Origin of the sequence: Pseudothermotoga hypogea DSM 11164 = NBRC 106472, assembly GCF_000816145.1 — a bacterium.
GTDB lineage: Bacteria > Thermotogota > Thermotogae > Thermotogales > DSM-5069 > Pseudothermotoga_A > Pseudothermotoga_A hypogea.
Genome location: NZ_CP007141.1, coordinates 1,747,623 through 1,770,461, shown reverse-complemented (window position 1 = coordinate 1,770,461; position 22,839 = coordinate 1,747,623). Strand labels below are relative to the sequence as shown.

The following is a 22,839-nucleotide window of genomic DNA, read 5'->3' as shown; positions in this document are numbered from 1 at the left end:
TTGGATTCGTCGGGAATCTGATAGAGATGAAACGAACAGATAGGCTGATCAAAATATTCGAAAAGGTGAGGAATCATATCGAGAGAGCGACTTTGTTTTGATAACTGGTGGAAAGATGAATCGTGACAAAAACTCATACGTGCCGATTCGCGCTTTCAGAAGTGTTGAATCTTTGGATCTACGTTTGATAATCTTTGCCGATACAGCGGAAGACGTCAAGAGAGTTGTTGGCAAGGCTATCGACCAAGACGAAAGGATCAAATACATAGGCTGGATAGACAGCAAAGAGATCTAAGAGTATTTTCTGGCATCCAACGTTGCCGTTTTTCCAGGAAGCATCAGTGTTCTTTGGCCGCAAGCCGTGGGATGTGGTCTTCCTTTGGTTTACAAATATTGGCCAGGCTCGGTGGAACATCTGGACCTTGGAGGTAACGTTGTCTTCTTGAAGGGTTAGTGCGGATGAAGAGTTAGAAAGAGAACTGACGGAGGTTATTCAAAGGTTGCTTTCGAGATCCGACATGAACGCACAAATGAAGAACATTGCTTCAGTGCTGGTGCCTAAGGTTTCTCATATGAGGGCATCGCCAAACGTTCTATCTTGGTTGTGGTGTTCTACAGAAACAGTCTAGGATCAGAAGCATCTTCAAGAAGTGACTGAACAGGTGAAAGGTACATCTGAGGAGAGCTGAACCCACAAGCGGATGACTTTTTAGATGTTTTCGTTATAAAATCAGGGATTGAAGAATTGGAGGACCGATCTTGGAATTTCGACGTCCGGTAGGGATATGTATAGTCGGAGGTGAGGAGGTGCACACACCAAATGTGTGGTATAGCTGGCATCATCAACGAAGACGGAGCGCCCGTCTTAGAGGAAGAAATCAAAGCCATGACAAGGCTTATAGCTCACCGAGGTCCTGACCACGAGGGTTTCTACTTCGGCAAGGACTTCGCCTTGGGTCACAGAAGACTGCGCATCATAGACCTGTCGGATTTGTCGAACCAGCCCATGAAGTACGTTGGTCAGAACGGAGAGTACGTCATCGTGTACAACGGGGAGATTTACAACTACATTGAGATCAGAGATGAACTGATCGCCGCTGGGTATCGTTTTTCTACACAATCAGACACCGAGGTGATCTTAGCTAGCTACGACAGATGGGGCTTGGACTGCGTGAACAAATTCAATGGTATTTGGGCCTTCGCTATCTATGACCAACGCAAGAATCTCATGTTTCTGTCTCGTGATCGATTCGGTGTGAAACCACTCTACTACACCAAGATAGGGAGCAAGTTCTGCTTTGGATCGGAGATAAAGCAGTTCACAACCGTCAAGGGTTGGAGAGCGAGAATGAACCACCGCAGGGTGTACGACTATCTGACGTTCAATCTCATAGACCACACAAACGAAACGATGTTCGAAGGAGTCTACCAGCTCAGAGGAGGAGAGTACCTTCTTTACGATTTGACCACGAAGAGGTTCACAGTGCAAAGATGGTACGACATCAAGATTGAGAAGATCGACATCCCTTACGAGGAAGCACAGAAGAAATTTCGAGAGCTCGTGTTCGATTCTGTGAGGTTACAACTTCGAAGCGATGTGAAGGTCGGTTCGTGTCTCTCTGGTGGTTTGGACAGTTCGACTTTGGTTAGTGTCATGAGGAGACTGCTCGGGGCGAATGGGAAGATCGAGACGGTATCGTTCTGTTCGGAGTTTGAGAAATATAACGAAGAAAAGTACGTGGACGAAGTTGTCAAGCATACAAATGTTGTTTCACACAAAGTCTCTCCGAAGTTCGAAGATTTCTTCGCCGAACTGAACTCCAACGGTTCCAACGAGATTGAATCGCTCGTCTGGCACCAAGACGAACCGTTCGGTTCAGCTTCGATCTTTGCACAATACAGCGTTTTCAAAGAAGCCAGAAAGAACGGAATAATTGTGATGCTCGATGGACAGGGTGCTGACGAAATCTTAGCTGGATATCATTCATCTGTAGGAATCTATCTTGCTTCTCTGCTGAGACGATTCAAGTTGCGAGTGTTCTCAAAAGAATTCAGGGCCGTGAAGAGCGTTTGGCCGAACGTTGGCGTCACGAAATACGTGTTGGTGAACATGCTTCCTGACAGTCTCAAAGTTCTGTTGAGGAGGAAAGTCGGCGGCTCAAGATTCTTCTCGGTGCCCAAAGATTATGATGGTGGTGTCAAATGGATGAATGTCAAAAACATCACCGAATATGCATACAAATTGGTATTTGAGTCTTCACTTCCCGCCCTGCTTCATTGGGAAGACAGAAACTCGATGGCTTTCTCGGTGGAATCCAGGGTACCATACTTGGATTACAGGATCGTAGAGTTTCTGTTGAGTCTTCCCGAAAGTTATATAATACGGAACGGATACACGAAAGCGATTCTGAGGGATTCGATGAGAGGTATTGTTCCGGACAAGATCTTGGACAGAAAGGACAAGATAGGTTTCGCCACACCGGAAGAAGTGTGGATGAGGAGAAATAGGAAGTTCGTGTTGAATAAGATACAAGAGAATGTCAAGATTTTAAAGAATATAGTGAGACCACAGTTCGCGGGTTACGCTGAGAAAGTATTGAGGGACGATGGTCAGAAGTACATTCCGACAATCTGGAAGGTTATCAATGTCGGTGAGTGGGTGAAAACTTTCAGCGTGGAAGTCTAATGGTGTGATTCTCCAAAGATGTATCGGAACGGAACTCACCGAATTTTGTCCACGGCCTATTTAAAACGTGTACGGACACACTTATTCGCGTCGGTCGTGATAATTTGGGACCGTGAATGGTGTTTTTCGTATTTGAATTGCGAACCGTTGACCTGGAACTTTCGTGCCAGGATTGGGGGTGAAGGTTGTGAAGGTACTGATTCTCGGCTACACGCACTTGAAGTATGACAAGCGCGTCTTCAGAACCGTTCAGGCGCTTTCAAAGTATGCCGAGGTTATCTACCAATTCCTTTCTGTTTCCAAGGAGCACCCGTATAAAGATGGAAACGTGAACTATGTGCCTTTGTTCAAACGGTCTAGTAAGAACTTTCTCGACAAAGTTGTGAAAAGGGTTAGCTTTGACAGAGCGATCGAGAAGTTAGTCACTGAAACCGATTTCGATGTTTTGTATTTGCATGATTTTTCATCAACGGCACCTCTTGCAGTCTTCAAGTGTGGGAGAAAGAAGGCGAAGAAAGTGGTCTTCGACATGCACGAGCTCTATCCCGGGGAGAGATACGAATGGTTGCCTTCACCCGTCAGGTTCATGAAGACGGCGCTTATGTGGAGAGTACTTCGTGAACAAATCTCACTGAGTGACAATTTGATCTTCGTCTCCGAAGAACAGCGTGATGAAGTGCTGAAACGAATCAGTCTTCCTCGCAAAACTATGGTGGTTCCAAACTATGCGTCCACATCGTACCGAAGCAACGAAAAAAACAAGGAAATATGTATAGTGGGCAGGACTCCGAGAAAATTCACACCGAACGAAATCAGAGTTCTTCGAGCGCTTTCAGATCTGGGCTTCACGATAAAGCAAATAGGTATAGTAACCAACTTACCCAGCGATTTAAACTACATGATTGTGTCCCCCTTACCCTATGATGAGATGATGCGAGAGATCTCAAAGGCAGCCTTCACTTGGATTTCCTACTACTCTGCCCGTGTAGACGTGTGTCTGAATGATGCTTTGTCACTACCAAACAAATTCTTCGACTCTATCGGAGCAGGCACACCTGTGATAGTCAAGGACTCGTTCGTGTCTATGAAAAGATTAGTTGAACGCTATGGCATTGGAGTGGTCATAAATCCAGACCAAGTGCAAGAATCTGTGGAGAAGATAACTCAAGCTTACGCGGAGTACGCACAGTTAGTTACAAACGTTCTGCGTCACCAACAAGAGTTTGTCTGGGACAGTAAAAAAGAAGAACAGTTTGTCCAATTTGTTTTGGGTTGAGAAAATGAACGAGACTGAACTGATGAGAAGCATAATGTTGCAGTTTCAAAATTACCGCAAGCTTTTAAGTTTTGGCGGGCCGATACCAAGCACAGGGGTTCAACGGTTTTCTTAGTGGAATCCAGCGTGCCATACTTGAGGCACAGGATTACAAAGAAGCTGTCGAGTCGTCACAAGGGATGTATGATCGAAAATGGATACACAGATTTGAAGGATTTCATGAGAGGGATCGGTCCGGACAAGATCCTAGACAGGGAAGACGAGCCGGTTTTCTTGGCACTTGAATGTTTTGGATCATGAACAACAGGTTGTGGGATGATGAAAGAGGGTCTGAAAGATGCTCAAATTCTTGGTTGTGAAGTTTTTGGAGATGGTTGCGAGATTGTTCTGCAGGGTGGATAAGAATTTGGTGACACTTTATTTCTTGAACTACTCAGGTTGCAATTTGAACCCAGTTTTAGAAGCCTACGAAAAGGGTGAGATAAAGGATTGCAAGTTCAAGGTCATAGAGTTGCCGGAGAAACCTTTTGAATCACTGTGGAAGAGATTACTATTCAAATGGCACATGATCGAATGGACTGCCAAGAGCAAGGTGATCGTGACGACGCACGGTGGTAGGAGGTTGCGTAGAAAGACGGTTCACATCGAGCTGTGGCACAGTTTTCCCACCAAGAAGGCAGGACTGATGGACAAGAGAGTTCAAAGATACGATAGTAAGCCAAACATCTTCTGTTCTTACTCCGATTTTGGCACCGTTTTGAGAAACGCGTGTGTGGGATTGTCCATCAGTCTATACGTTGTCACCGGTGCGCCGAGGAACGATTATCTGTTGACAGTGAACGGCAAGAAGAACCTCGAGAAACTCTTTGGTATGAGCCTCGAGGGAAAAAGAGTCATCATCTTCGCTCCGACCTTCAGGTTTGGGTACGAAGATTTTGTCGAGGGGAATAAATCTTACGACAACTTTTTTGGATTCAAGGAATTCGATATACAAAAGTTTTTGTCTTTTCTTGAGGAGAGTAACATCGTGTTCTTCTTGAAGCTCCATCCCAACGAAGAGTGGCTCTTTGTGGATCATTTCAAACGTTTTGGAAGCGATCGAATAAAAATCATAGAATCGGCGATTTTAAAACGTGAAAGAACAGATTTCTACAAACTGCTGAATGGTGCAGATCTTTTGGTCACAGATTATTCATCCATCTATTTCGACTGGCTCTTGCTCGACAGACCCGTCGTTTTCACGCCGGTTGATCTGAAAGAATACAAGGAAACTCGCGGTGGATGGCTGCTCGACTACGATTTCTGGGCAGCTGGACCGAAATGCGTGGACCAAGACTCGTTGCAGAAGGAAGTGAAGAAAAGTTTGGAAGATCCTAACTATTATAGACCAGAAAGACAGCTGGTAGTGAAGTTGGTTCACCAATACAGAGATGCCAATTCTACAAACAGAGTCTTAGAGTTGATCCAAAAGGCTCTCAGGGGGGAGAGGTTGGTATGAGAAGAGTTCTGACCTACGGCAGTTTCGATCTTTTCCACGTTGGACATTTGAACTTTCTGCAAAGGGCAAAGACTTATGGAGATTACCTGATCGTTGGAGTTGCAACGGAAGCGTTCAACCTCCAGAAGGGAAAGATCAGCCTGTTCAGTTACGAAGAAAGGGCCAAGATCGTGGAAAACATAAAGTGCGTGGATGAAGTTTTCCCTGCAAACAGTTGGGAAGAGAAGGTGAAGGACATCGAAAGGTACAAACCAGACGTGATCGTCGCGAGCGAAGAGTGGAAGGAGAAGTATGAACCGTTGAAGAAACTGTGTGGTGTGGAATTTCTTCCAAGGATGGCAAACATCAGCAGTTCCAAGTTTCAGCAATTATTGACCTCTATCGATGAACTGTGCTCGATTCTGAGACAGCTTCCCGATGATGACAGGCGAATTGTTTTGAACTTGATCAGAGAAAAGCTGAGAGATGAAAAGTAATGATCTGGCGATTATCAAAAAGTCACACCCATCAATTGAGTATTGAGAGCCACTATCCACCGAGGTGAGGAAGAATTGAAACAATACCTTAAGTCCTACATTTCGTTCTCTTTGGGCATGTGGTTTCGCGCAGTCATCTCTTTTCTCTCCGTGCCTGTCATATCTTACTTGATCATACCGGAAGAATTCGGAAAGAGCGCGATGTTCACGATGGTATTCAGCATCATAACTGGTTTCATATTCCTTGGCACAGATCAAAGCTTCATGAGATTCTTCAACGAATACAGGGAAGAGGAAAGAAGAAGACTTTTCTGGGTGTGTCTTTCTCCATCGTTTGTAGTGACCACGTGCGTTTCATTCATCCTGTTCATCTTTGGAAAACAAATCAGCTTGCTGCTGTATGGAAAAGTATATCCGAACATAAACTTGCTGATGTCGATCACCCTGTACTTGGTGGTGCTTCAACGTTTCAATCAAAGCTTGGTCAGAATGAGAAAGAAGGGATTTCTCTATTCACTTGTAGACTCCGTGAGCGCCGTCGGTAATCTTGCTTTCACACTTCTATACGCGTTACTCGTTGAGAGAAGCTTCATAGCCATAGTTTTCGGAAACATGATGGGATACGTTTTGGCTTTATTGACTGGTATTTACTTTGGAAAAGAGTACTGGAAGCCAGTGAGGTTCACTTTTTCTGAAGTTCGTGCCATCTTGAAATATGGTCTTCCTTTCGTACCGAACTTGTTGCTCAGCTGGTTGTTCACGTCGATGGATCGAATAGCACTCAGGCGATACAGCACGATGACGGAGATCGGTTTGTACAGTGCTGCGTTCAAGATAGTTTCGATCATGAACTTGTTTCAGACAGGTTTTTCTCTTTTGTGGATGCCCACCGCGTACGAGCGATACGAGAGGGACAGAGGGGACACGGTGTTCTTCAAAAAGGCGTTCGAGATGGTTTCTTTCGTTCTTTTCGCTGTTGGATTCTTGGTCGTTGGATTCAAAGACGTGATCTTTCTTCTCTTGGCGAAGAGTTACAGACCGTCTGCGCAGATTGCTCCTTTTTTGATACTGGTACCGATCACGCAGTTGTTGGGGTTAACGAGTGGTGTGGGGATAGATCTGACGAAGAAGACGTACTGGCACATGGTCATTTCATCCATATCGGCGCTTTTGAATTTCGTTGGCAACACTTTGCTCGTGCCGCTGTATGGCGGCCGTGGTGCAGCGATCTCGACAGGGCTTTCGTATGTGCTTTATTTCTACATGAGAACCTACATCTCAGAAAGACTGTTTCCAGTTGGGTACGATATCAAAAGGGCTTCGGTAGGAGTATTGATGATGATCACTGTATCGTCGATTGGCACACTCAACAGAAATCTTTGGCTCAACATGATGGCTGGAATGATTGGACTTTGCGCCGTTGTATGTCTCTACAAGAAAGAATTCGCTTTACTGAGAAAAGAGATGCTAAGCTTTGTTCGAACGAGGAGACAAAACTCTAAACCAACGACGTGAAGCATTCTTGGTATCTTTTTTGCTCCTGAACGAACCCTAACATTCCATGGCGAACGTCCACATCGGAATTGCGTTTCGAACAGGCAGGTCGATATCGCCGCATATTACAGACTTGGCTCGCTTTGACTTCTTGCCTGAGCCAGCGATTTCTAAACGGACGTTTCTGCCAGCACCTCATCTTTGTTCTTGAGGACAAGAGTAAAGAATGCCGCTTGTTTGACCGCGATAGTCTTTGTGGAAAATCACCTCAGAAGCGAAAACGCTTCAACTAATCTCAGTATCACTGCCAAGAATAACCACGCGGGAATCCCTGTGGTACCATCGTCCTTGAAGATGGTATCCTGGATGACAGAAATCTCATTTTATTCCAAGTAAACTGCTCGAATTTATAGAGTGCATTCGACAAAACCGCACGAATTTATCGATCATGATCTATGAGTATCGACTGAGAAAAGTGCGTGGCGTGTGATGATAAAATTGACCAGCCGCGCATCATTAACGACGGAAAAGTGGTCTGTGGTACTCGCGGATATCATCGTGGGTGGTTTCCCGCAATGTCAGCATGATCGCAGACAGTGATGTGAAAAGGTTATTTGGCAAAGGCCAACTGGAGAAGGAAGAAGAAATCGTGGTTTGTGTTCAGGGTGATAGGAACTGAATCATTCCTGCGGAGGTGTCTGGATGATTCTGGATCTGGCGAAGAAAAGAAAGACGGTTCGAAAGTTCAAACGGGAAAAACCTCCGATTGAAAAGCTCCTCAAATGCCTGGCAGTGGCCAGAGAAGCTCCCTCGGGCATGAACGCGCAACCCTGGCGTTTCGTGGTGGTGGAAAACCGGGAAAGAAGATCACAGATTCGAGAGATCTGTGAATCGGCGGAGAAGAGCTTCCATCTGAGTGTAAGGGGCGAACTTGGAAGTTGGTTGAAAGAGAAGGGTTTCAGCTGGGAGAAACCGTTTTTACAAGAGGCACCATATCTGATCCTCGTTTTCGCGCGGAAAGACGCCCCGTTCTCCAAAGAATCCACCTGGCTTGCCATTGGTTATCTTCTGCTGGCTCTGGAGGAGGAAGGTTTGGGGACGGTAACTTACACTCCGCCAAATCCGGGTGACGTAGCGAGAGCGATCGAGGCCCCCAGCGATTATCGTCTTGAAGTCATTCTTCCGGTGGGTTATCCCGAGGATGAAAGAGACAAATACGAAAGAAAGCCTCTTGAGGAAATCGTTTCTTTCGAGCTCTTAAAGGAATGAGATGTTTCTCTTTGCTTGAATAGAAGATAGAATCTCAGGACTCATCGAACTCTTTGTCGTTGGAGAAGAAGTGGCCGGTAGGATAGTGAATTTAGATGATTTTTCTCGATGAGCTGGCTTTAGACATAATTAGCGGTTATCTACTGCTTACCATTTTTGTGCATTTGATGGTGTTTTGTACCGTCAGAAAGATTCTTCAGTTCAATGCGATTCACGTAATCAACTCCGACGAAGACAAGCTACAGAGTGTTTCAAAAGATCGCGTGAATACGTTCAAGAACGTTCTATCATAGAAAGAATTACTCGGAAAATCGTGCTGAATCAGAACGTTGCTGTCGAAGCTGTAGTGGCCAAGGAAAATCGTTCGAATTTATCGATTATAATTTCGGGTGTTTATAAGCCGTTTGAGAATGACAGTGATCAAGCTCAATTTTCCACTTCCGCGAAAATCAAGGTGGAAGGTTCACCTGCACGTGAAACGCGATTTCAACTCGTTGTAGTTCGCACGACGCTTCTCAATGCCAGAACGACGATCCTTAGGTGTGAAGAAGACGCTTTCCTTTGTCAGAACGAAATGGGGGCGTGGTATCATTGCCGTGGGCAGGGAACATGACGAAAGATGTTGGGTTTCTGAAAGAGAAGAGCAAGAGGTTCTTTTCCAACGCGCTGTATTTATTGGAGAATGAGTTGTTCTTCGACGATCTGTCCGACGCCTACTTCGCGAGCAGGTATTTCCCGAAGGTCTTCACCAAGAACTTGGCTTAGAAGCTGATAGACGAATACAGAAAATTCTTAAACTTTCTGGAGGTCACCATGAATGAAAAGCTTGATTTCGATAAGTAAGAAGATTTGGGAAGAGAGGAAAAAATACTTCGAGAACTACCTTGAGCACGGTGAGAAGATAAAACGTATCGCGAGAGATCTTCTCAGCGACGATCTGAAAGTTTTGATCTTCGGTTCGGTCGTTCGAGGCGATTGGAACGCGAACAGCGATATAGACGTTTTGATCGTCTCAGAGAAGTTTTCTTCGAACTGGGAAGAGAACAGATGGGTGAGGACGCACATCAAAAGATCGATCGGCTCGCTTTCTCCGTTCCAGATCCATCTGGCGAGCGTTGAAGAATACGAATCGTGGTGGAAAAGGTTCGTGGAGAAGAATTGTGTCGAGGTGTGAAGAAGACGGATCAACGATTCGCCACAATAAAGCGAGTCACCCCTCGGTGGATTCGGTGTGTTCACTGGTATATTTCGACTGGCGATAGAGTTCTTCGCATGACTATCAGCACATTTTCACAAACTCCACAATGTGTGCTCATCACAGCCATGTGGGCATCTTGTGTGCTCATATAAAAAGCGCCGGCTCAGCCGGCGCGTTGTGGGGGTGGTGTTTACTTTGTGTACTCTTCGAGCGCGTCTATGAAGTCTTCGTCCAAGAACGCTGGTCCTCTGAAGCCTACCTTAGGCCCTGCGAACATCTCAGTCTTTCTGAGCCTGCAAGTTTGCATCAACCTCTGTAGCTGTTCCACGTTGATCGTCTTTTCTATCTCTTCTCTCATCTGATGTATGATCTCTGCAAGCTTTTGGTTCAGTTCTCTTACCTTGGTTCTGAACTCGTACACGCTCATGCTCTTGGAGTTCTCATGCAGCTCTTTGTACTGCTTCTGTAACTCTTCAAGCTTTACTTTCGCATCCTTGATCACGCTGAGTATCCTTCGAGCTTGTTCCTTTGTCAGGTTCATCTCTTCGAACAACTCTTGGTAGGTGAACTGCTGTTTTGTTTGATATCTTGGAGCTAAGGGTTGTCTGTAAGCTGGCAGATTCGGCATCTGTGGTTGGAAAAACCTGTTGGTCTGTGGAAGGTTTGAAAATCTTCCTGCCGCGAAGATCATTGTTGAGAGAATCAACAGTGTCACCGTCAAAACCATGAACCTTTTCACTCTGATCACCTCCTGAAGTTTTTTGTTTCCATTTCTATTGTCCTCTCATGAAAGATTTTTGTTTTGGTTTTTAAGAAAACTCTAATGATTTCACTGAACCACGAGAGAATCGTCACTGTGTGAGTCTTTTTTGCTTGAATGAATCTACAATGAAGACGGTGAGTGATCGTGACCTTAAGAGTCTTTGACGTCTGATCTTGGAGGTCTCAGACGACAGGCGTTATCTCTTGAAGGCCACTTACTGTGTGAGCCGCTATGCACCGACGTCTGAAGTATTCAACCTTTCTTGTCAACGTCTATTTACCTGTAAAGATCAGAATACCTGATGAACAACCGAGCAAGAAATTTTTGCTGGGATGATGGCTGAAAGATCCAGTTATGAAAGCAAACGCGTTGAGTCTGTCAGTTCGAGCCGAACGGGACCGATCTGCGAATGAATCTAATGACTCTCTTGGATCAACTTTGTATTACCGTGTGTCCGTTTTCTGTTTTGTGGCGTGAAACAGGACAAGAAGGTGTGATAGAATATGTGGTAAAACATGAAGGTTTTGGAATACGAGGGGTGAACCGTCCAACTAAACAGGACAGATTCAAGGGTGATGGGTGTGAAGAAGAAGTTAACCGCACTGATAGAGTGGCGCAGGCAGATTTTTAAGCCTTTGATCTTGCAAATTCCCAACTCTGAGTGGTTGTACATGCTAAAAGAGGAAACGAGAAACTCGCTCATGATAGAGGGCATCTTCGCGAGTGAGAACGATCTCGAGGCAGCTTTGACTGGAAAGTACAAGGCCAGTGACGAAGTGCTGAACTACTTCAAGACGGCAAGACTCTTTTACAATCTCGCGCTCGAGTACTCCATGACGGGTGAAAGGCCCTTTGGAACGACCTTGGTGAGGAGTGCACACAGATTGCTGTTTGAGAACATGATTGATCCACGAAAACTCGGCGATTTCAGACACGGTGCGATCGTTATAACCGGCGCGAAGATCAAGCCGCCAGTTTTCGACTTGGACGATTGGATTAGACTCTGGCTCGAATATGTCCAGTACGCGTACGAAAAACATGAGGTCCAAGAAGCGACCGCGAGGACACACGTTTTGTTCGAGTGTATACATCCTTTCGAAGATGGAAACGGGCGAATCGGCAGGATCCTGACGAACTTCTTCTTGATCTATTACGGTTATCTGAACGTGACGATCAAGGGTGTCGAGAACGAAGACAGAGACAGATACATCAAGGCGCTCGAGAGAGCGGAAAAGGGTTTGAGGGATCTGTTGAAGGAATCACCGAAAAATTTGTCGGTGCAGATGATAGATGAACGAATGAGCGAAGAGGACACCGAAGACTTGGCTGAACTCGTTGCTCGCGCGTTGATCGAATCCTACGATAGACAGATCTGTTGGTTCTTCGCAAAAGATCTCGTACCGGCCGAAGAGTTCGCGAAAAAGATCAACAAGACTACCGATGCGGTGAGGAAGATGATCGAGAGAAAGACTTTGATAGCCACCAAGCCGAAGGGAAGATGGATGGTCTATCCGAAGTTGCCGAGTGAGTCGTGATTCTCGAAGATCGTTCCTCTGAGTACGTGAACGCATGTCGTGATCCGTCATGTAGGGCTGTGTTAAACTCAGTTCGAAATCCAAGTGACTTCCTCTTGTTGAGAGCCCATTTCGGGAATCATCAACACGATGGATTGTGAACGGATGTAGCGCTCGCGTGAGGGGTCACGTTTACTTACTATGAGAATCGTCTTTACCAACCGATGGATGAAGATGCGGCAGAAGAATTCTTGGTGACGGGTCATGTGGCGGGCAACGAAACACTCTACAAAGAGATAAAGCAAGTCAAGGCGGGTGAAATGGCTAGAGTTGGTACACGGGTAAACAAAAGTGGTGGGATCAACGCTTTGAGGTATTTTTCGTATCGCAGAGGCATGGAAATTCATTGAATGGCTCAGCGTAGGAAGGAATGTACTAAGAAGCTTTTTTGTGAAAGGTCACTTCTCAACGATCTGGATTAAAAACAAAACCGCCTTTTCGAGTTCCGGAAGTTTTTCTTTTAGGACTTGCCACAATATTTCGCTGTCCACGCCAAAGTATTCATGGGTAAGTATGTTCCTGAGACCGGTGATTTTCTTCCAATCTATTGCGTAAAGATTTCTTAAATCCTCTGGGATCTTCTTTACCGCTTCGCCGATGTTTTCTAAGGCTTTCAATACTGCATAAAAAAACAAGGTCATCGGATTGGAGCTCATCAGCTGACTTTAAATGTGCTGTGAACCTTTTAATTCGCTGAATGTCTTCTATAATATCCTGCAAAAATAAGGTGATATCGCGTTTCTTAGACAAATTTTGCTTCCTCCAAAATGTACCGTTTCAACCTGGGCTTTATCGCTGATTTGATAACGAGGTCAACAGGTTTTTTGAAGAGCTCTTCGAGATAAAATTTGAGATCCATGTAGTTATCGAAGGTCTTACAGCCTTTTCTGAATTCAACCAAGATATCGATGTCACTCTCAAACGTCTTTTCACCTCTCGCATACGAACCAAAGAGGGCGATCTCTTCGACGCCGAATCTTTCAACAAGATACGGTTTTTGCTGTTTCAGTATTTCGAAAATATCATTCTTATTTTCCATAATAGACTCACCTCGAAAGCTTACTTCGGTACATTTGCTATTATATCGCGGATCTTTAATCCTTTGATCCTGCAAATTCCCAACTCTGAGTGGCTCGAGATATTGAAAGAGGAAAAAGACGAAAAATTCACGAAAACGATCGACAAGGGCACCGATGCGGTGAGGAAGAAGTTCCCAGAAAAGTTGTAATTCTCGAACATTGCTGCGTTGAGCACGCGAACCCATGTCGTGATCCAAACGCGAGTGAAGTATTGGCAGTCATCGCTTTTGAAGATAGGACCGGATCAAATCTTCGGTGGGTGGTACAATTACGTGTGAACCAACTCAGGTTGAAATCCAAGGGGGCTCTTTCATGTTGAGAACCCATTTCAGGAGTTATCAACACAATGGGTGGGTCAGTTCGATCGTGAACGGATGCGGCGCTCACGTGAGGGGGCATGTGTACTACGAAGGTCGTTTGTACTCTGCCATGGACCTGTGCCGACTAATCGTTAGCATGACGCCGTCCCAGATAGAGATCGAGATAACGAAGTTCAATGGATTATTCTCGTTCGTCAAGATGAATGACAACGAAATTGTTTTGGCTGTAGATCACATTAGAAGTATGCCTTTGTTTTACGCCTTTGAAGATGGCAACGTATATGTCAGCGACGATGCTTTCTGGATACTCAAACAACTATCTGTTGTGACGTTAGATGAAGATGCAGCAGAAGAATTCTTGGTGACGGGACACGTGGCGGGCAACGAAACACTGTACAGACAAATAAAGCAAGTCCAAGCGGGTGAGATGATTAGGATTCGTACGCGGGTAAACAAGGACGGTGAGATCAACGCTTTGAGATACTTTTTGTATCGCAGAGACAAGGAAAAAGAATTGAACACCGACAGCGAAACGCTCTTGACAATGCTGGATGATGTGTTGCAGAGGGTATTCAAGCGTGTGATAAAAGTTTTGAACGGCAGGACAGCGGTGATTCCGTTGTTTGGTGGGTACGATTCCAGACTGATCGCAATGATGCTCAAGAGATCAGGATACGAGAACGTTGTGTGCTTCAGTTACGGTGTTCCAGGAAACGTGGATTCAGAGGTTTCACGAATCATTGCCGAGAGTCTCGGTTACAGGTGGCTTTTCGTTGAGTACAGCGAAGAATCTTGGAAGAAGTGGTATGAGAGTGATGCGATGAGAAAATACGAGAAGTACTCAAGTGGTTTGGCATCGCTTCCCCACGTTCAGGACTGGCCAGCGGTGATGGAACTTCAAAACAGAAAGTTGATCCCACCAGATTCTGTTTTCATGCCGGGCCACAGTGCAGCTTTTGCACTCTACATTCCTGCGAAACTTGCCGGTGAGAGGAATGTCCTAAAAGCGATACTGTTGCGGTTCTACATATTGAACCCGTACAGTTGTGAGCAAAGAAACGTCTTTGAGGAAAGAATACGGAGCTTTCTCAACATGTTCGGTTCCTCTTACGACACCTTCGAGAAATTGGCATCTTTCTACCAATGCTGGCTTTGGCAGGAGAGGGAAGCAAAGTTCATTGGTAATTCCGTAAGAGTCTACGAATTCTGGGGTTACGATTGGCTGATGCCTCTCTGGGATTTGGAGTTGACAACATTTTTGTCGAGACTCCCACTGGAGCATTATTTGAACAGGAGACTCTACAAAGAGTACGTCAGAAGGCTGTGCAACATTCTGGGTGTGCCGCTCAAAACTTCAGAATTACCAAAATCGTCCTTGAAAACTTTCCTGAAAACTGCTGAGAAGTTCGGCAACAGCTTTCTGCCGCACTTTGCCCTGCAGTGGATTTGGAAGTTGAAGTGTGAGACGGTTTGCAAAAGGCGGAACGAGAAGGGCGACCTGGCGTTCTTCGGCATGGTTGATGAAAAGTATCGTGAAGAATACTGTTTCGATATCAACTCCTTTCTTTCCAGACGCTTCATTGAAAGGTTGAAAGCCGGAGTGTACGAGAACGTGAAACTTGAAACAGTCGAGAGAGTCTAAAACAAGAATTGAACGAGGACGAACAAGGCCGATACGCCAATCCCAAAGACAAAACCGTATGCACCCTGCGGATGCGTAAGATGCAAAAATTTCAACCGCGAGACACTCAAGAGTGAACCGTTCCAAGCTTATTGGTCGAACAACGAGCGATCGGTGCAACAAGCAAAACTTCAACTGAAGGTTTTCTGCTGTTAGTGCGTGGCCATAACGTACATCTGGTTCACTTCAGCTTCTCGAACTCTTCCTGAGCTGTCTTGACCGCACTGAAGTGCGCTGCAACCAACAAAGGATGCGGTTCCATCTCGAGTACTTTTTGGAACATCTCTTTAGCCTTCTGCTTGTTGTTCGTCTTCACGTAAAGATAGCCCAGTTCGAGATAGATGTTGGAGTAATTGGGCGTCAAGTTCGCCGCTTCGAAGAGCAGCTGCTCGGATTTTTTGTAATCGTACAGTGGCCATGGAACGTCTCTGTATCTCATGCCCGAGGCTATCAAAGCAAAGGTCTTGTAGAGTCTTTCTTTTTCGTTGTTTTCGTTCAACAGCGATATCGCCTTGTTTATGTATTTGTCGAAATCACCCAGCATGAAAAGACTTTGGATGATCCCCTTGTACTGTGCGAGCCTTCCTATCGCTGCACCTGCGATGTAGTGTGCCTTGCCGTTTTGAGAGTCCAACTTGATCGCGGCCTCCGCATACTTTCTCGCTTGTTCCAACGTTTTCTCCTTCTGTTCCTTCGCCACACCCCAATCGCCGTACTCCAGGTAACAATCTGCAAGAATGGTGAGCAACTCGCTGCTTTGGTTGAGATCGCCCCGTGATTCGAGCGTTTGAATGATCTGTAAGATCCTCTCGGTGTTTCTTTCTGAACGCGCCTCGAAAAAGAGTGCGTCGATCTCTTCGAAGGCGAAGATCAACGAGCCGAGGCACAACAATGAGAGCAGGAAGATCTTCCTCACCGCGACCCCTCCTTCTCGCAAGTGGTTTCAAGATTAATATACAACAGAAGAACACTCTGGATGGTATGACATCCTGTAAAATCAATCTGGAGGCAATTTGAGAGATCCTCTTTGCATGTTCGACTTCGGGGGTGATCTTTTGAAAGTCCTTTCTCTGGTCGGCGCGAGGCCACAGATCATAAAGGAAGCAGTGCTGCACGAGGCGTTCAAGGTTCGAGGAGTTCAAGAGCTCTTGGTTCACTCAGGTCAACACTACGACTACAACATGTCGGACGTGTTCTTCGAAATTTTGAAAATAAGAAGTCCCGATCACAACTTGAACGTCGGTTCAGGTAAGCACGGAGAGATGACGGGAAAGATCATGATCGAGTTCGAAAAGATCGTTGAGAAAGAAAGACCAGACATGATCGTCGTCTATGGAGACACGAACACCACCTTGGCCGGTGCGATAGTGGGTGCGAAGCTCAAAATACCCGTTGCGCACGTCGAAGCGGGTGTGAGGCAGCATCCCAAGGACATGCCGGAGGAGATAAACAGGGTCTTGACCGACCATGTTTCCAAACTCTTGCTCTGTCCGAGTCAGTTGGCTGTGGAGAATCTCAAAAAAGAGGGAATAACAAACGGTGTGCACTTCGTTGGAGATGTCATGTTCGATCTGTACAAGAAAATGGAGAAACATTTCAAGTACGATTGTCTGGAGAGGCTCAATCTCGAGGAGAATAACTACTTGGTGCTGACGCTCCATAGGGATTTCAACGTGGATCGAAAAGAGATCTTGGAGAAGATTCTGCGCGCGTTGGCAAAGGTGGCGGAGAAGTTCAAGATAGTTTTTCCAATCCATCCGCGAACGAGGAACAGGGTGAAGGAGTTCGGCCTGCAAGATCATTTGAAGAACATGATCGTGGTAGAGCCGTTGGATTATCTCAATCTGATGGGACTTGTGCAGAAGTGTTGGAAGGTGATAACGGACAGTGGGGGATTACAAAAGGAAGCGTACTTCGCAGGTAAACGTGCCATCATCTTGATGCCAGACACTGGTTGGAGAGAGCTCGTTGAAGTGGGTTGGAACAAGCTCGCGAGTGCGGAGGATCTGTTAAATGTGCTGTTGGAGGACGAAAAGGTACCGTACCCAGCGAACCTTTACGGAGATGGCCATTCGGCTGAAAGGATCGTGGAGATAATAGCTTCGTTCAGGAGTTGAAATTCGAAGAAGATTTGAGTCTTTCTATTTCTCTTCTGATCTCTTCGATGACCTCCGGGTTATGCAATTTCTTTTCGCCTTTTTCGCCGCTGGAGAACACGGTGAACACTTTGCCACCATATCTGCTCTGAAATTCTTCATGGGCTTTCCTTTGGCTTTCAATCCACTTGTGCGACTCTGGTGCTTGTTTGTAAGACAAAGGTTTTATCTGGATACCGATGCATTTACCAGAGATCTCGATGTAATAGTCGACGTTGTATCCCCTGTCCCATTCGTCTGGAGCCGGTTGGATGGATATCTCGAGTTTTTTTTCCAGTAATCCATGGACGGTTTCGATTTCCCTCTGGTATCCTTCGAAGGTCTTCTTGATCACGAGATCCTCGATGTACTTCACGCAGTCATCCAGAGAGATGCTACCTATCTCAGAGAGGACGACATCTTTGATTTTCTCGTAGAGTACCTTTCCGAGTTCCTCGAGATATTCTTTCGCCTCACGCTGAAAATGCTGTTTAAGTTTTTCGAAGTAATGTTGTCTCCACTCTTCCATGGATTTCGGTGCACATTGACGAATCCACTCCGAGACAGGCCCCACCTTGGTCTTTTTGTTCAGTCCCCATCTGTTCAACGACACGTTCAAAATCCATTGCTTCTTATCTCTTTTCTTTGGCACTTTCTATTTCCTCCTCTATCTCGATGAACCTTCTCTTGAACCGATGCTCTTTGGTTCTGTCCGCGAGAGCCATCCCGGACTTGATCAGATGAGTGTTGACGAATATCTTGTTTTTGGTGTAAACGTAGGCTTCCACAAACTTTTCGTACACCGAGTTTGGTGCGTCGAACTCAACAAAGACGTTTCTCTTCAACAAGTATCGTTTCAGATATTCGATCGTACGTTCTTTCTCGATCACCTTGACACCCAAAAACTTCACCAACAAACCGTTATCCAACTTCATCGTTTCTTCGTCGACGATTTCAACAACCTTGTGAAGATTCTCTCCACCAGAACTAAGCTCTTTCGGATCGATTCGTGGGCTTGCATCCTTTACAGTCGGCTCATACTCGTGCGCACTGTCAATCTTGATCTTTTCTTTTCTCTCCAATATCTGCACTTCACCCAACGTGAACAACCTGTTTTCTAAACCGATCTTTTCTCTCATCACGTTCAGGAATTCTTTGTTGATCTCGTAGCCAATCACGTTCCTGTTCAAACTCAGTGCAACTTTCACGGTGGTTCCACTGCCGAGGAACGGGTCCAGAACGATGTCTCCGACGAAGCTGAACATCTTTATGAGCCTGCGTGGTAGTTCTTCCGGGAACATCGCCTCGTGGCCAACCTGCTTTTCACCGTTGAACCTCCAATGTCCTTGAAAGTACTCTTTCCATTCTTCTTTGCTCAGTTTCGACATTTCTTTGACTTCGTCGGGGACTTTTTCCTCCTTTCCAGGCTTTTTGAAAATGAGTATGTATTCGTAGTCTATCTCGATCATCCCGTTGGGAGGATATGGATAAGATCCCATGATCGTGGCACCGCCAGTGGTGTTCATCGTGGTTTTCTTCTGCCAGATTATGGCTCCCATGTAGTCAAAGCCTATCAGTTCGCACTGGGAGATCACCTCGGCATGCAGCGGAACGATCTTGTAGCGGCCGTAGACGGTCGATCTTGCGAACTGATCGCCTATGTTCACACACAATCTTCTTCCCGGTTTGAGCACCCTGTACGATTCCTCCCATACCCGATAGAGATCCTTCAGATATTCGTGCAAACTTTGTCCATAACCTATCTGTCCCTCGACACCGTAGTCCTTCAAATGCCAGTACGGTGGCGAGGTGACTATCAAGCCTATCGTCTCGTCCGCTATCTCGGGCATTTTTCTACTGTCGGCAATTATGATCTTAGCCCAACAGGCCATGTGATCCCCCCGCGTACGATCAATGAGTTTACCAAAGAATTCGTCCAATTTCGAACTGTATTATACCACTGTGTAGTCACTGAACCTGACTCAACGCCCTTATCCTCTCCTCGGGTGCGGGGTGGCTGTAGTACCAGACTTTGTAGAGTGGGTGTGGATTGGCATTAGAAAGATTTTCCTTCACCAACCTCTTCAGTGCAGAGATCATAGCTGCAGGGTTTTTCAAGAGTTCTACAGAGAATAGGTCGGCCTCGTATTCCATCTTCCTCGAAAGGTAGTTCACGAGAGGCTCCAAAAAGTAGGATATGGTCGAAACGAAGAGAAAAGAATACACGAAGATCGTGTGAGGTCTTTGAACGTCGAAGGCGTTGGTCTTCAAGATGTGTTGGTAGACAAAATTCATCAGATACAACAAGATCGTTGCGTAGATTGAGAACAGGATCACGTTCTTTTGAATGTGTTTCTTCACGTGGTGCCCGAGTTCGTGCGCGACCACGGCGAGCAGTTCGTCGGAAGGATAGTTCATGATCGTGTCGTAGAGGACCAGTCTTCGAGATCTTCCAATGCCAGTCACGTAAGCGTTCTGCTTCTTTGTCCTCTTCGAGGCGTTCATCACGTAGATCTTTGGGATTTTCGCAGAAGATCTTTCGATGAGCTCTTTTATTCTTTTTTTCAGACCTTCGTCCTCGAGCTCTGTGAACTTGTAGAACAACGGTGCGATGAGCGTTGGCTGGATGAACCAGAAGAACAGTATGAAGCCAAAGGTCAAGATCGACGCCTGCCACCACCAAACTTGGTGTTTCAACAACCAAAGCAAAACAGGTATCAGGAGCGCGGAAAACACAAGGATGAGCGAAACTGCTATAGTTTGGTCCCTGAGGAATGTTCTTTTCGTCGCCGTGTTGAAGCCGTATTTGTTTTCGATCACGAAGATCGAATAGAGTCTGAAAGGCAGGTTCACGAGGTAGAAGATCGTACCGAGCGCACCGAAGAAGAGAAAGGCTTGAAGCAGTGGAGAATACGCAAGAAACAATCGCTCCAGCCGAGGAAAGCCTTGCAAGACGAGATAGATCGTCACGACGAGTTGTGTTGTTTCAGAGAGTATTCTCAGCTTCGTCCTATCTTTGAGATACTGCTTGGATTTTTCGAGCAGTTCCGGTGTGAGCTTGTCTTTCAGTACCTCTGGGATCTCAACCTGAGGGCTGGTCGAGTGGAGCAAGTTCAGAACTTCTAAAAAGATTCGCCAAGTCGTTCTGACGATGAGCACACTCAAGAGGATCGTTTCGATCATAGAGCCGCCTCCCACAACCTCTTCAATGTTGACAGAACGATTTTACAACGATTCACTGACTTTCTCAGAAAGGCGGGTAAAAGCCAACAGAAGTGAGTATTACTCGTCAGTCGTGTTGTTTGATCGAACTAACATGGTCGTACTATAATAAGATCAAAGGGAGATTCATCCTCGGGAGGTGAGGTTGTGAAGAGGTTGGCTGGTATCGTGATGTTGGTACTTCTGGTCGCGGTAACGTCTTTCGCCAGCGAACTTTCCATGGTCATCGCCATGACAGAAAATAGTGTTCTGCAAGCCCTTCCCCTTCAGGGGATGGGTAAGGAGCTTGTTCGTTATTAGCATGTGTTATAATTGTATAGGGTGAAAGCTATGCAATTAAGAAAAACAAGATGGAGTCTTTATAATTTGAACTATCATTTTGTGTGGATACCTAAATACCGCAAAAAGATTCTGGTAGATAGCGTTAGGCAAGAGCTCGAGAAACTTATTTTTGAAATCGCCAAAAAACATGGGATTGAAGTCCTATCTCTATCAGTTCAGCCAGACCATGTCCATCTTTTTGTTTCAGCACCACCGCGCTTATCCCCAGCTCAAATAGCCAATTTGTTTAAAGGAGTGTCTTCTAAAAAACTTCTTGAGAAGTTTCCACATCTAAGAACAAAGGAAGGATTATGGAGCAGAACATATTATGTTGGCTCAGCAGGAACGGTTTCAGAAGAGACTATCAGGAGGTACATCGAAGAATGTCAAGATATATAGTCAGAACTTATAAAGTGCCTGTTCCGAGAGAATTGTATCCTCTGTGTTCTGAACTGAACAGGCTCGCTGGTCGAATCTACAACAAAACCATGTCGCTGGTCAAAAAAGTAAAAAGCAAGAAAGGTTTCTGGCTTTCACCAGGAGCAGCACAAAAATATATCCTGCGCTGGAGTAGCACTATCAATATCCATACCCATTCCAAACAGGCTATAGTTCAGCAATACTTTCAGGCGCTTAACAGTTACTTTACTGCAGTCAAGACAAACCCACAGTTGAGACCACCACATAAGAAGAAAAGGTTTATGCCGTTCATCTGGAAAGATACTGCTATAAAACTTTCACCAGAAGGGGTTCTGAGACTTTCAATGGGTAGTAGTCAGGAGCCAATTTTGATACAAACGACACTGCCAGCCGGTACAACAATTAGGCAAGTAAGACTTGTGTATGAGGCTGAGAAATATTATCTTCACCTTGCAATAGAGGTGAAGAATGAGCATAAGAAGAAACAGTCTGTTGAAGTTATGTCTGTAGACCTTGGCATACTTCGTCCAATAACTTGCTTTGATGGCTCTGAAGTGATTTCGTATCACGGTGGTATTCTCAACAGTCTAATCAGATATCGCAACAAGAAGTTGGCAGACTTTCAGCAAACGTTAAGCAAATGCAAGAAAGGTTCCAAGAGGTATAGAAAACTGCTAAAAGCAAAGCAGCGAATGCTGAAACGAACAAAGCATCAAATAACGGACATACTGCACAAGATAGCAAGCAACTTTCTTAAGATGTGTTTACAGAAAGGGTATGGGACTATTGTAATTGGTGATATCACAAACATTCGAGAGCGTGTAGAAGGGAACGATAACTTTAATCAAAAAGTTCATCAGTGGTGTTTCAGAAAGATGGTGGACATGACAACCTACAAAGCACAGCTACTGGGAATTGAAGTGAAACTTGCTTCAGAAGAATATACGAGTCAGGTCTGTCCTGTATGTGGTAGCAAGAATCATGCGGTTGGTCGCAACTATGAGTGTAAAAGTTGTGGATTTAGTTATCACAGGGACGGAGTAGGAGCGATAAACATCTGGCAGAGGTATCTTGGGAAGAAGTTCCAAGTAGTAGCGGGATTGGCACCCGTCAGAGGTGTAAGGTTTAAACCGCACCTCTGTGGCCATGGAGTATCAAATGCTCCATGGAAGGCAGCCTAAAGAGCTGCTAAGAATCCCATCCCCTTCAAGGAATTGGGAGTGTCAAATAATCGCGAGTTTTCCTGAGTTTCACGGTACCATCGCAATGGAGTCCGTTCTGATCAGCAGATGGTTGGTTGATTATCCAGAGGAGAGCAAGCGGAAGATGCGCTTATACAAAGTCAAATCGGATCTGCTTGAACTGAGCGAAGCCCACTTGAAAGCTGTGAGGCGCTACTTGGTCGATGTCTTCGCTTTACCACTGTG

At 45.5% G+C, this 22,839-nt stretch carries 23 protein-coding genes; 16 read left to right on the top strand and 7 right to left on the bottom strand.

The window, feature by feature from the left end:
* Nucleotides 1-172: 172 nt before the first annotated feature.
* The 9 genes from AJ81_RS11040 (at nt 173) to AJ81_RS08640 (ending at nt 9,873) form a co-directional block, all read left to right on the top strand.
* Nucleotides 173-295, top strand: coding sequence for a hypothetical protein (locus AJ81_RS11040; RefSeq protein WP_257008729.1), 123 nt, complete (start codon nt 173-175; stop codon nt 293-295).
* A 525-nt stretch (nt 296-820) separates the two neighbouring features.
* Nucleotides 821-2,686 (top strand): asparagine synthase (glutamine-hydrolyzing), encoded by a 1,866-nt coding sequence (gene asnB, locus AJ81_RS08675; protein WP_031502300.1) that lies wholly within the window; start codon nt 821-823, stop codon nt 2,684-2,686.
* A gap of 187 nt (nt 2,687-2,873) precedes the next feature.
* The gene (locus AJ81_RS08670) at nt 2,874-3,962 is read left to right on the top strand and encodes a glycosyltransferase (protein WP_031502303.1); all 1,089 of its coding nucleotides are present in this window, start codon (nt 2,874-2,876) and stop codon (nt 3,960-3,962) included.
* Between the two features lie 337 nt (nt 3,963-4,299).
* Nucleotides 4,300-5,460, top strand: coding sequence for a CDP-glycerol glycerophosphotransferase family protein (locus AJ81_RS08665; protein ID WP_051368781.1), 1,161 nt, complete (start codon nt 4,300-4,302; stop codon nt 5,458-5,460).
* The gene (locus AJ81_RS08660) at nt 5,457-5,936 is read left to right on the top strand and encodes an adenylyltransferase/cytidyltransferase family protein (protein WP_038059533.1); all 480 of its coding nucleotides are present in this window, start codon (nt 5,457-5,459) and stop codon (nt 5,934-5,936) included. The genes AJ81_RS08665 and AJ81_RS08660 overlap by 4 nt, the downstream gene beginning before the upstream one ends.
* Before the next feature lie 75 nt (nt 5,937-6,011).
* Nucleotides 6,012-7,451 carry an oligosaccharide flippase family protein gene (locus AJ81_RS08655; RefSeq protein ID WP_031502308.1) on the top strand — a complete coding sequence of 480 codons (1,440 nt, stop codon included), beginning with the start codon at nt 6,012-6,014 and terminating at the stop codon, nt 7,449-7,451.
* A gap of 681 nt (nt 7,452-8,132) precedes the next feature.
* Nucleotides 8,133-8,699 carry a nitroreductase family protein gene (locus AJ81_RS08650; RefSeq protein ID WP_031502310.1) on the top strand — a complete coding sequence of 189 codons (567 nt, stop codon included), beginning with the start codon at nt 8,133-8,135 and terminating at the stop codon, nt 8,697-8,699.
* A 609-nt stretch (nt 8,700-9,308) separates the two neighbouring features.
* Nucleotides 9,309-9,464, top strand: a complete 156-nt coding sequence (locus AJ81_RS10855; protein WP_154655770.1) for a hypothetical protein — start codon at nt 9,309-9,311, stop codon at nt 9,462-9,464.
* 52 nt (nt 9,465-9,516) lie between these two features.
* The gene (locus tag AJ81_RS08640) at nt 9,517-9,873 is read left to right on the top strand and encodes a nucleotidyltransferase domain-containing protein (protein ID WP_031502314.1); all 357 of its coding nucleotides are present in this window, start codon (nt 9,517-9,519) and stop codon (nt 9,871-9,873) included.
* A 214-nt stretch (nt 9,874-10,087) separates the two neighbouring features.
* Here the strand turns inward: AJ81_RS08640 and AJ81_RS08635 are convergent, their stop codons facing one another.
* On the bottom strand, nt 10,088-10,636 hold the full coding sequence (locus tag AJ81_RS08635; RefSeq protein WP_031502316.1) for a hypothetical protein: 549 nt from the start codon (nt 10,634-10,636) through the stop codon (nt 10,088-10,090).
* Between the two features lie 605 nt (nt 10,637-11,241).
* Between AJ81_RS08635 and AJ81_RS08630 the strand changes: the two genes are divergently transcribed.
* The gene (locus AJ81_RS08630; RefSeq protein ID WP_157724368.1) at nt 11,242-12,195 is read left to right on the top strand and encodes a Fic family protein; all 954 of its coding nucleotides are present in this window, start codon (nt 11,242-11,244) and stop codon (nt 12,193-12,195) included.
* Between the two features lie 437 nt (nt 12,196-12,632).
* On the opposite strand, the gene AJ81_RS08620 is transcribed toward AJ81_RS08630, so the two are convergent.
* Both AJ81_RS08620 and AJ81_RS08615 read right to left on the bottom strand, forming a co-directional pair.
* Entirely contained in the window at nt 12,633-12,875 is a 243-nt protein-coding gene (locus AJ81_RS08620; RefSeq protein ID WP_231845471.1) for a HepT-like ribonuclease domain-containing protein, read from the bottom strand.
* A 101-nt stretch (nt 12,876-12,976) separates the two neighbouring features.
* Complete coding sequence (locus tag AJ81_RS08615) at nt 12,977-13,273, bottom strand: nucleotidyltransferase family protein (RefSeq protein WP_031502321.1); 297 nt, start codon at nt 13,271-13,273, stop codon at nt 12,977-12,979.
* 63 nt (nt 13,274-13,336) lie between these two features.
* Between AJ81_RS08615 and AJ81_RS11035 the strand changes: the two genes are divergently transcribed.
* Both AJ81_RS11035 and AJ81_RS08610 read left to right on the top strand, forming a co-directional pair.
* A complete protein-coding gene (locus AJ81_RS11035; RefSeq protein WP_257008728.1) occupies nt 13,337-13,462 on the top strand; it encodes a hypothetical protein in 126 nt (41 codons plus the stop codon).
* Nucleotides 13,463-13,625: 163 nt separating this feature from the next.
* On the top strand, nt 13,626-15,275 hold the full coding sequence (locus AJ81_RS08610; RefSeq protein ID WP_031502323.1) for an asparagine synthase C-terminal domain-containing protein: 1,650 nt from the start codon (nt 13,626-13,628) through the stop codon (nt 15,273-15,275).
* Between the two features lie 220 nt (nt 15,276-15,495).
* On the opposite strand, the gene AJ81_RS08605 is transcribed toward AJ81_RS08610, so the two are convergent.
* Complete coding sequence (locus tag AJ81_RS08605) at nt 15,496-16,230, bottom strand: tetratricopeptide repeat protein (protein ID WP_031502325.1); 735 nt, start codon at nt 16,228-16,230, stop codon at nt 15,496-15,498.
* Between the two features lie 139 nt (nt 16,231-16,369).
* Between AJ81_RS08605 and wecB the strand changes: the two genes are divergently transcribed.
* A complete protein-coding gene (gene wecB / locus AJ81_RS08600) occupies nt 16,370-17,431 on the top strand; it encodes a non-hydrolyzing UDP-N-acetylglucosamine 2-epimerase (RefSeq protein ID WP_031502327.1) in 1,062 nt (353 codons plus the stop codon).
* On the opposite strand, the gene AJ81_RS08595 is transcribed toward wecB, so the two are convergent.
* The 3 genes from AJ81_RS08595 to AJ81_RS08585 form a co-directional block, all read right to left on the bottom strand.
* The gene (locus AJ81_RS08595) at nt 17,421-18,101 is read right to left on the bottom strand and encodes an MjaI family restriction endonuclease (protein WP_038059535.1); all 681 of its coding nucleotides are present in this window, start codon (nt 18,099-18,101) and stop codon (nt 17,421-17,423) included. The genes wecB and AJ81_RS08595 overlap by 11 nt on opposite strands.
* Complete coding sequence (locus tag AJ81_RS08590) at nt 18,082-19,341, bottom strand: DNA methyltransferase (RefSeq protein WP_031502331.1); 1,260 nt, start codon at nt 19,339-19,341, stop codon at nt 18,082-18,084. Before AJ81_RS08590 ends, AJ81_RS08595 begins: the two co-directional genes overlap by 20 nt.
* Before the next feature lie 76 nt (nt 19,342-19,417).
* Nucleotides 19,418-20,632 carry a M48 family metallopeptidase gene (locus tag AJ81_RS08585; protein WP_031502332.1) on the bottom strand — a complete coding sequence of 405 codons (1,215 nt, stop codon included), beginning with the start codon at nt 20,630-20,632 and terminating at the stop codon, nt 19,418-19,420.
* Between the two features lie 186 nt (nt 20,633-20,818).
* Between AJ81_RS08585 and AJ81_RS10850 the strand changes: the two genes are divergently transcribed.
* The 3 genes from AJ81_RS10850 to AJ81_RS08575 are packed head-to-tail and all read left to right on the top strand — an operon-like array spanning nt 20,819 to nt 22,593.
* Nucleotides 20,819-20,971 (top strand): hypothetical protein, encoded by a 153-nt coding sequence (locus tag AJ81_RS10850; protein ID WP_154655771.1) that lies wholly within the window; start codon nt 20,819-20,821, stop codon nt 20,969-20,971.
* A gap of 30 nt (nt 20,972-21,001) precedes the next feature.
* Entirely contained in the window at nt 21,002-21,391 is a 390-nt protein-coding gene (tnpA, locus tag AJ81_RS08580) for an IS200/IS605 family transposase (protein WP_039658585.1), read from the top strand.
* Nucleotides 21,376-22,593, top strand: coding sequence for an RNA-guided endonuclease InsQ/TnpB family protein (locus AJ81_RS08575; protein WP_039658583.1), 1,218 nt, complete (start codon nt 21,376-21,378; stop codon nt 22,591-22,593). Before tnpA ends, AJ81_RS08575 begins: the two co-directional genes overlap by 16 nt.
* Nucleotides 22,594-22,839 lie beyond the last annotated feature (246 nt).

What these genes read in the sequence shown, in the direction of transcription:
- asnB (WP_031502300.1), top strand. Translation starts at nt 821, where the DNA reads ATGTGTGGTATAGCTGGCATCATCAACGAAGACGGAGCGCCCGTCTTA.
- AJ81_RS08665 (WP_051368781.1), top strand. Translation starts at nt 4,300, where the DNA reads ATGCTCAAATTCTTGGTTGTGAAGTTTTTGGAGATGGTTGCGAGATTG.
- AJ81_RS08660 (WP_038059533.1), top strand. Translation starts at nt 5,457, where the DNA reads ATGAGAAGAGTTCTGACCTACGGCAGTTTCGATCTTTTCCACGTTGGA.
- AJ81_RS08650 (WP_031502310.1), top strand. Translation starts at nt 8,133, where the DNA reads ATGATTCTGGATCTGGCGAAGAAAAGAAAGACGGTTCGAAAGTTCAAA.
- AJ81_RS10855 (WP_154655770.1), top strand. Translation starts at nt 9,309, where the DNA reads ATGACGAAAGATGTTGGGTTTCTGAAAGAGAAGAGCAAGAGGTTCTTT.
- AJ81_RS08640 (WP_031502314.1), top strand. Translation starts at nt 9,517, where the DNA reads ATGAAAAGCTTGATTTCGATAAGTAAGAAGATTTGGGAAGAGAGGAAA.
- AJ81_RS08620 (WP_231845471.1), bottom strand. Translation starts at nt 12,875, where the DNA reads ATGACCTTGTTTTTTTATGCAGTATTGAAAGCCTTAGAAAACATCGGC.
- AJ81_RS08615 (WP_031502321.1), bottom strand. Translation starts at nt 13,273, where the DNA reads ATGGAAAATAAGAATGATATTTTCGAAATACTGAAACAGCAAAAACCG.
- AJ81_RS08610 (WP_031502323.1), top strand. Translation starts at nt 13,626, where the DNA reads ATGTTGAGAACCCATTTCAGGAGTTATCAACACAATGGGTGGGTCAGT.
- AJ81_RS08590 (WP_031502331.1), bottom strand. Translation starts at nt 19,341, where the DNA reads ATGGCCTGTTGGGCTAAGATCATAATTGCCGACAGTAGAAAAATGCCC.
- AJ81_RS08585 (WP_031502332.1), bottom strand. Translation starts at nt 20,632, where the DNA reads ATGATCGAAACGATCCTCTTGAGTGTGCTCATCGTCAGAACGACTTGG.
- tnpA (WP_039658585.1), top strand. Translation starts at nt 21,002, where the DNA reads ATGCAATTAAGAAAAACAAGATGGAGTCTTTATAATTTGAACTATCAT.
- AJ81_RS08575 (WP_039658583.1), top strand. Translation starts at nt 21,376, where the DNA reads ATGTCAAGATATATAGTCAGAACTTATAAAGTGCCTGTTCCGAGAGAA.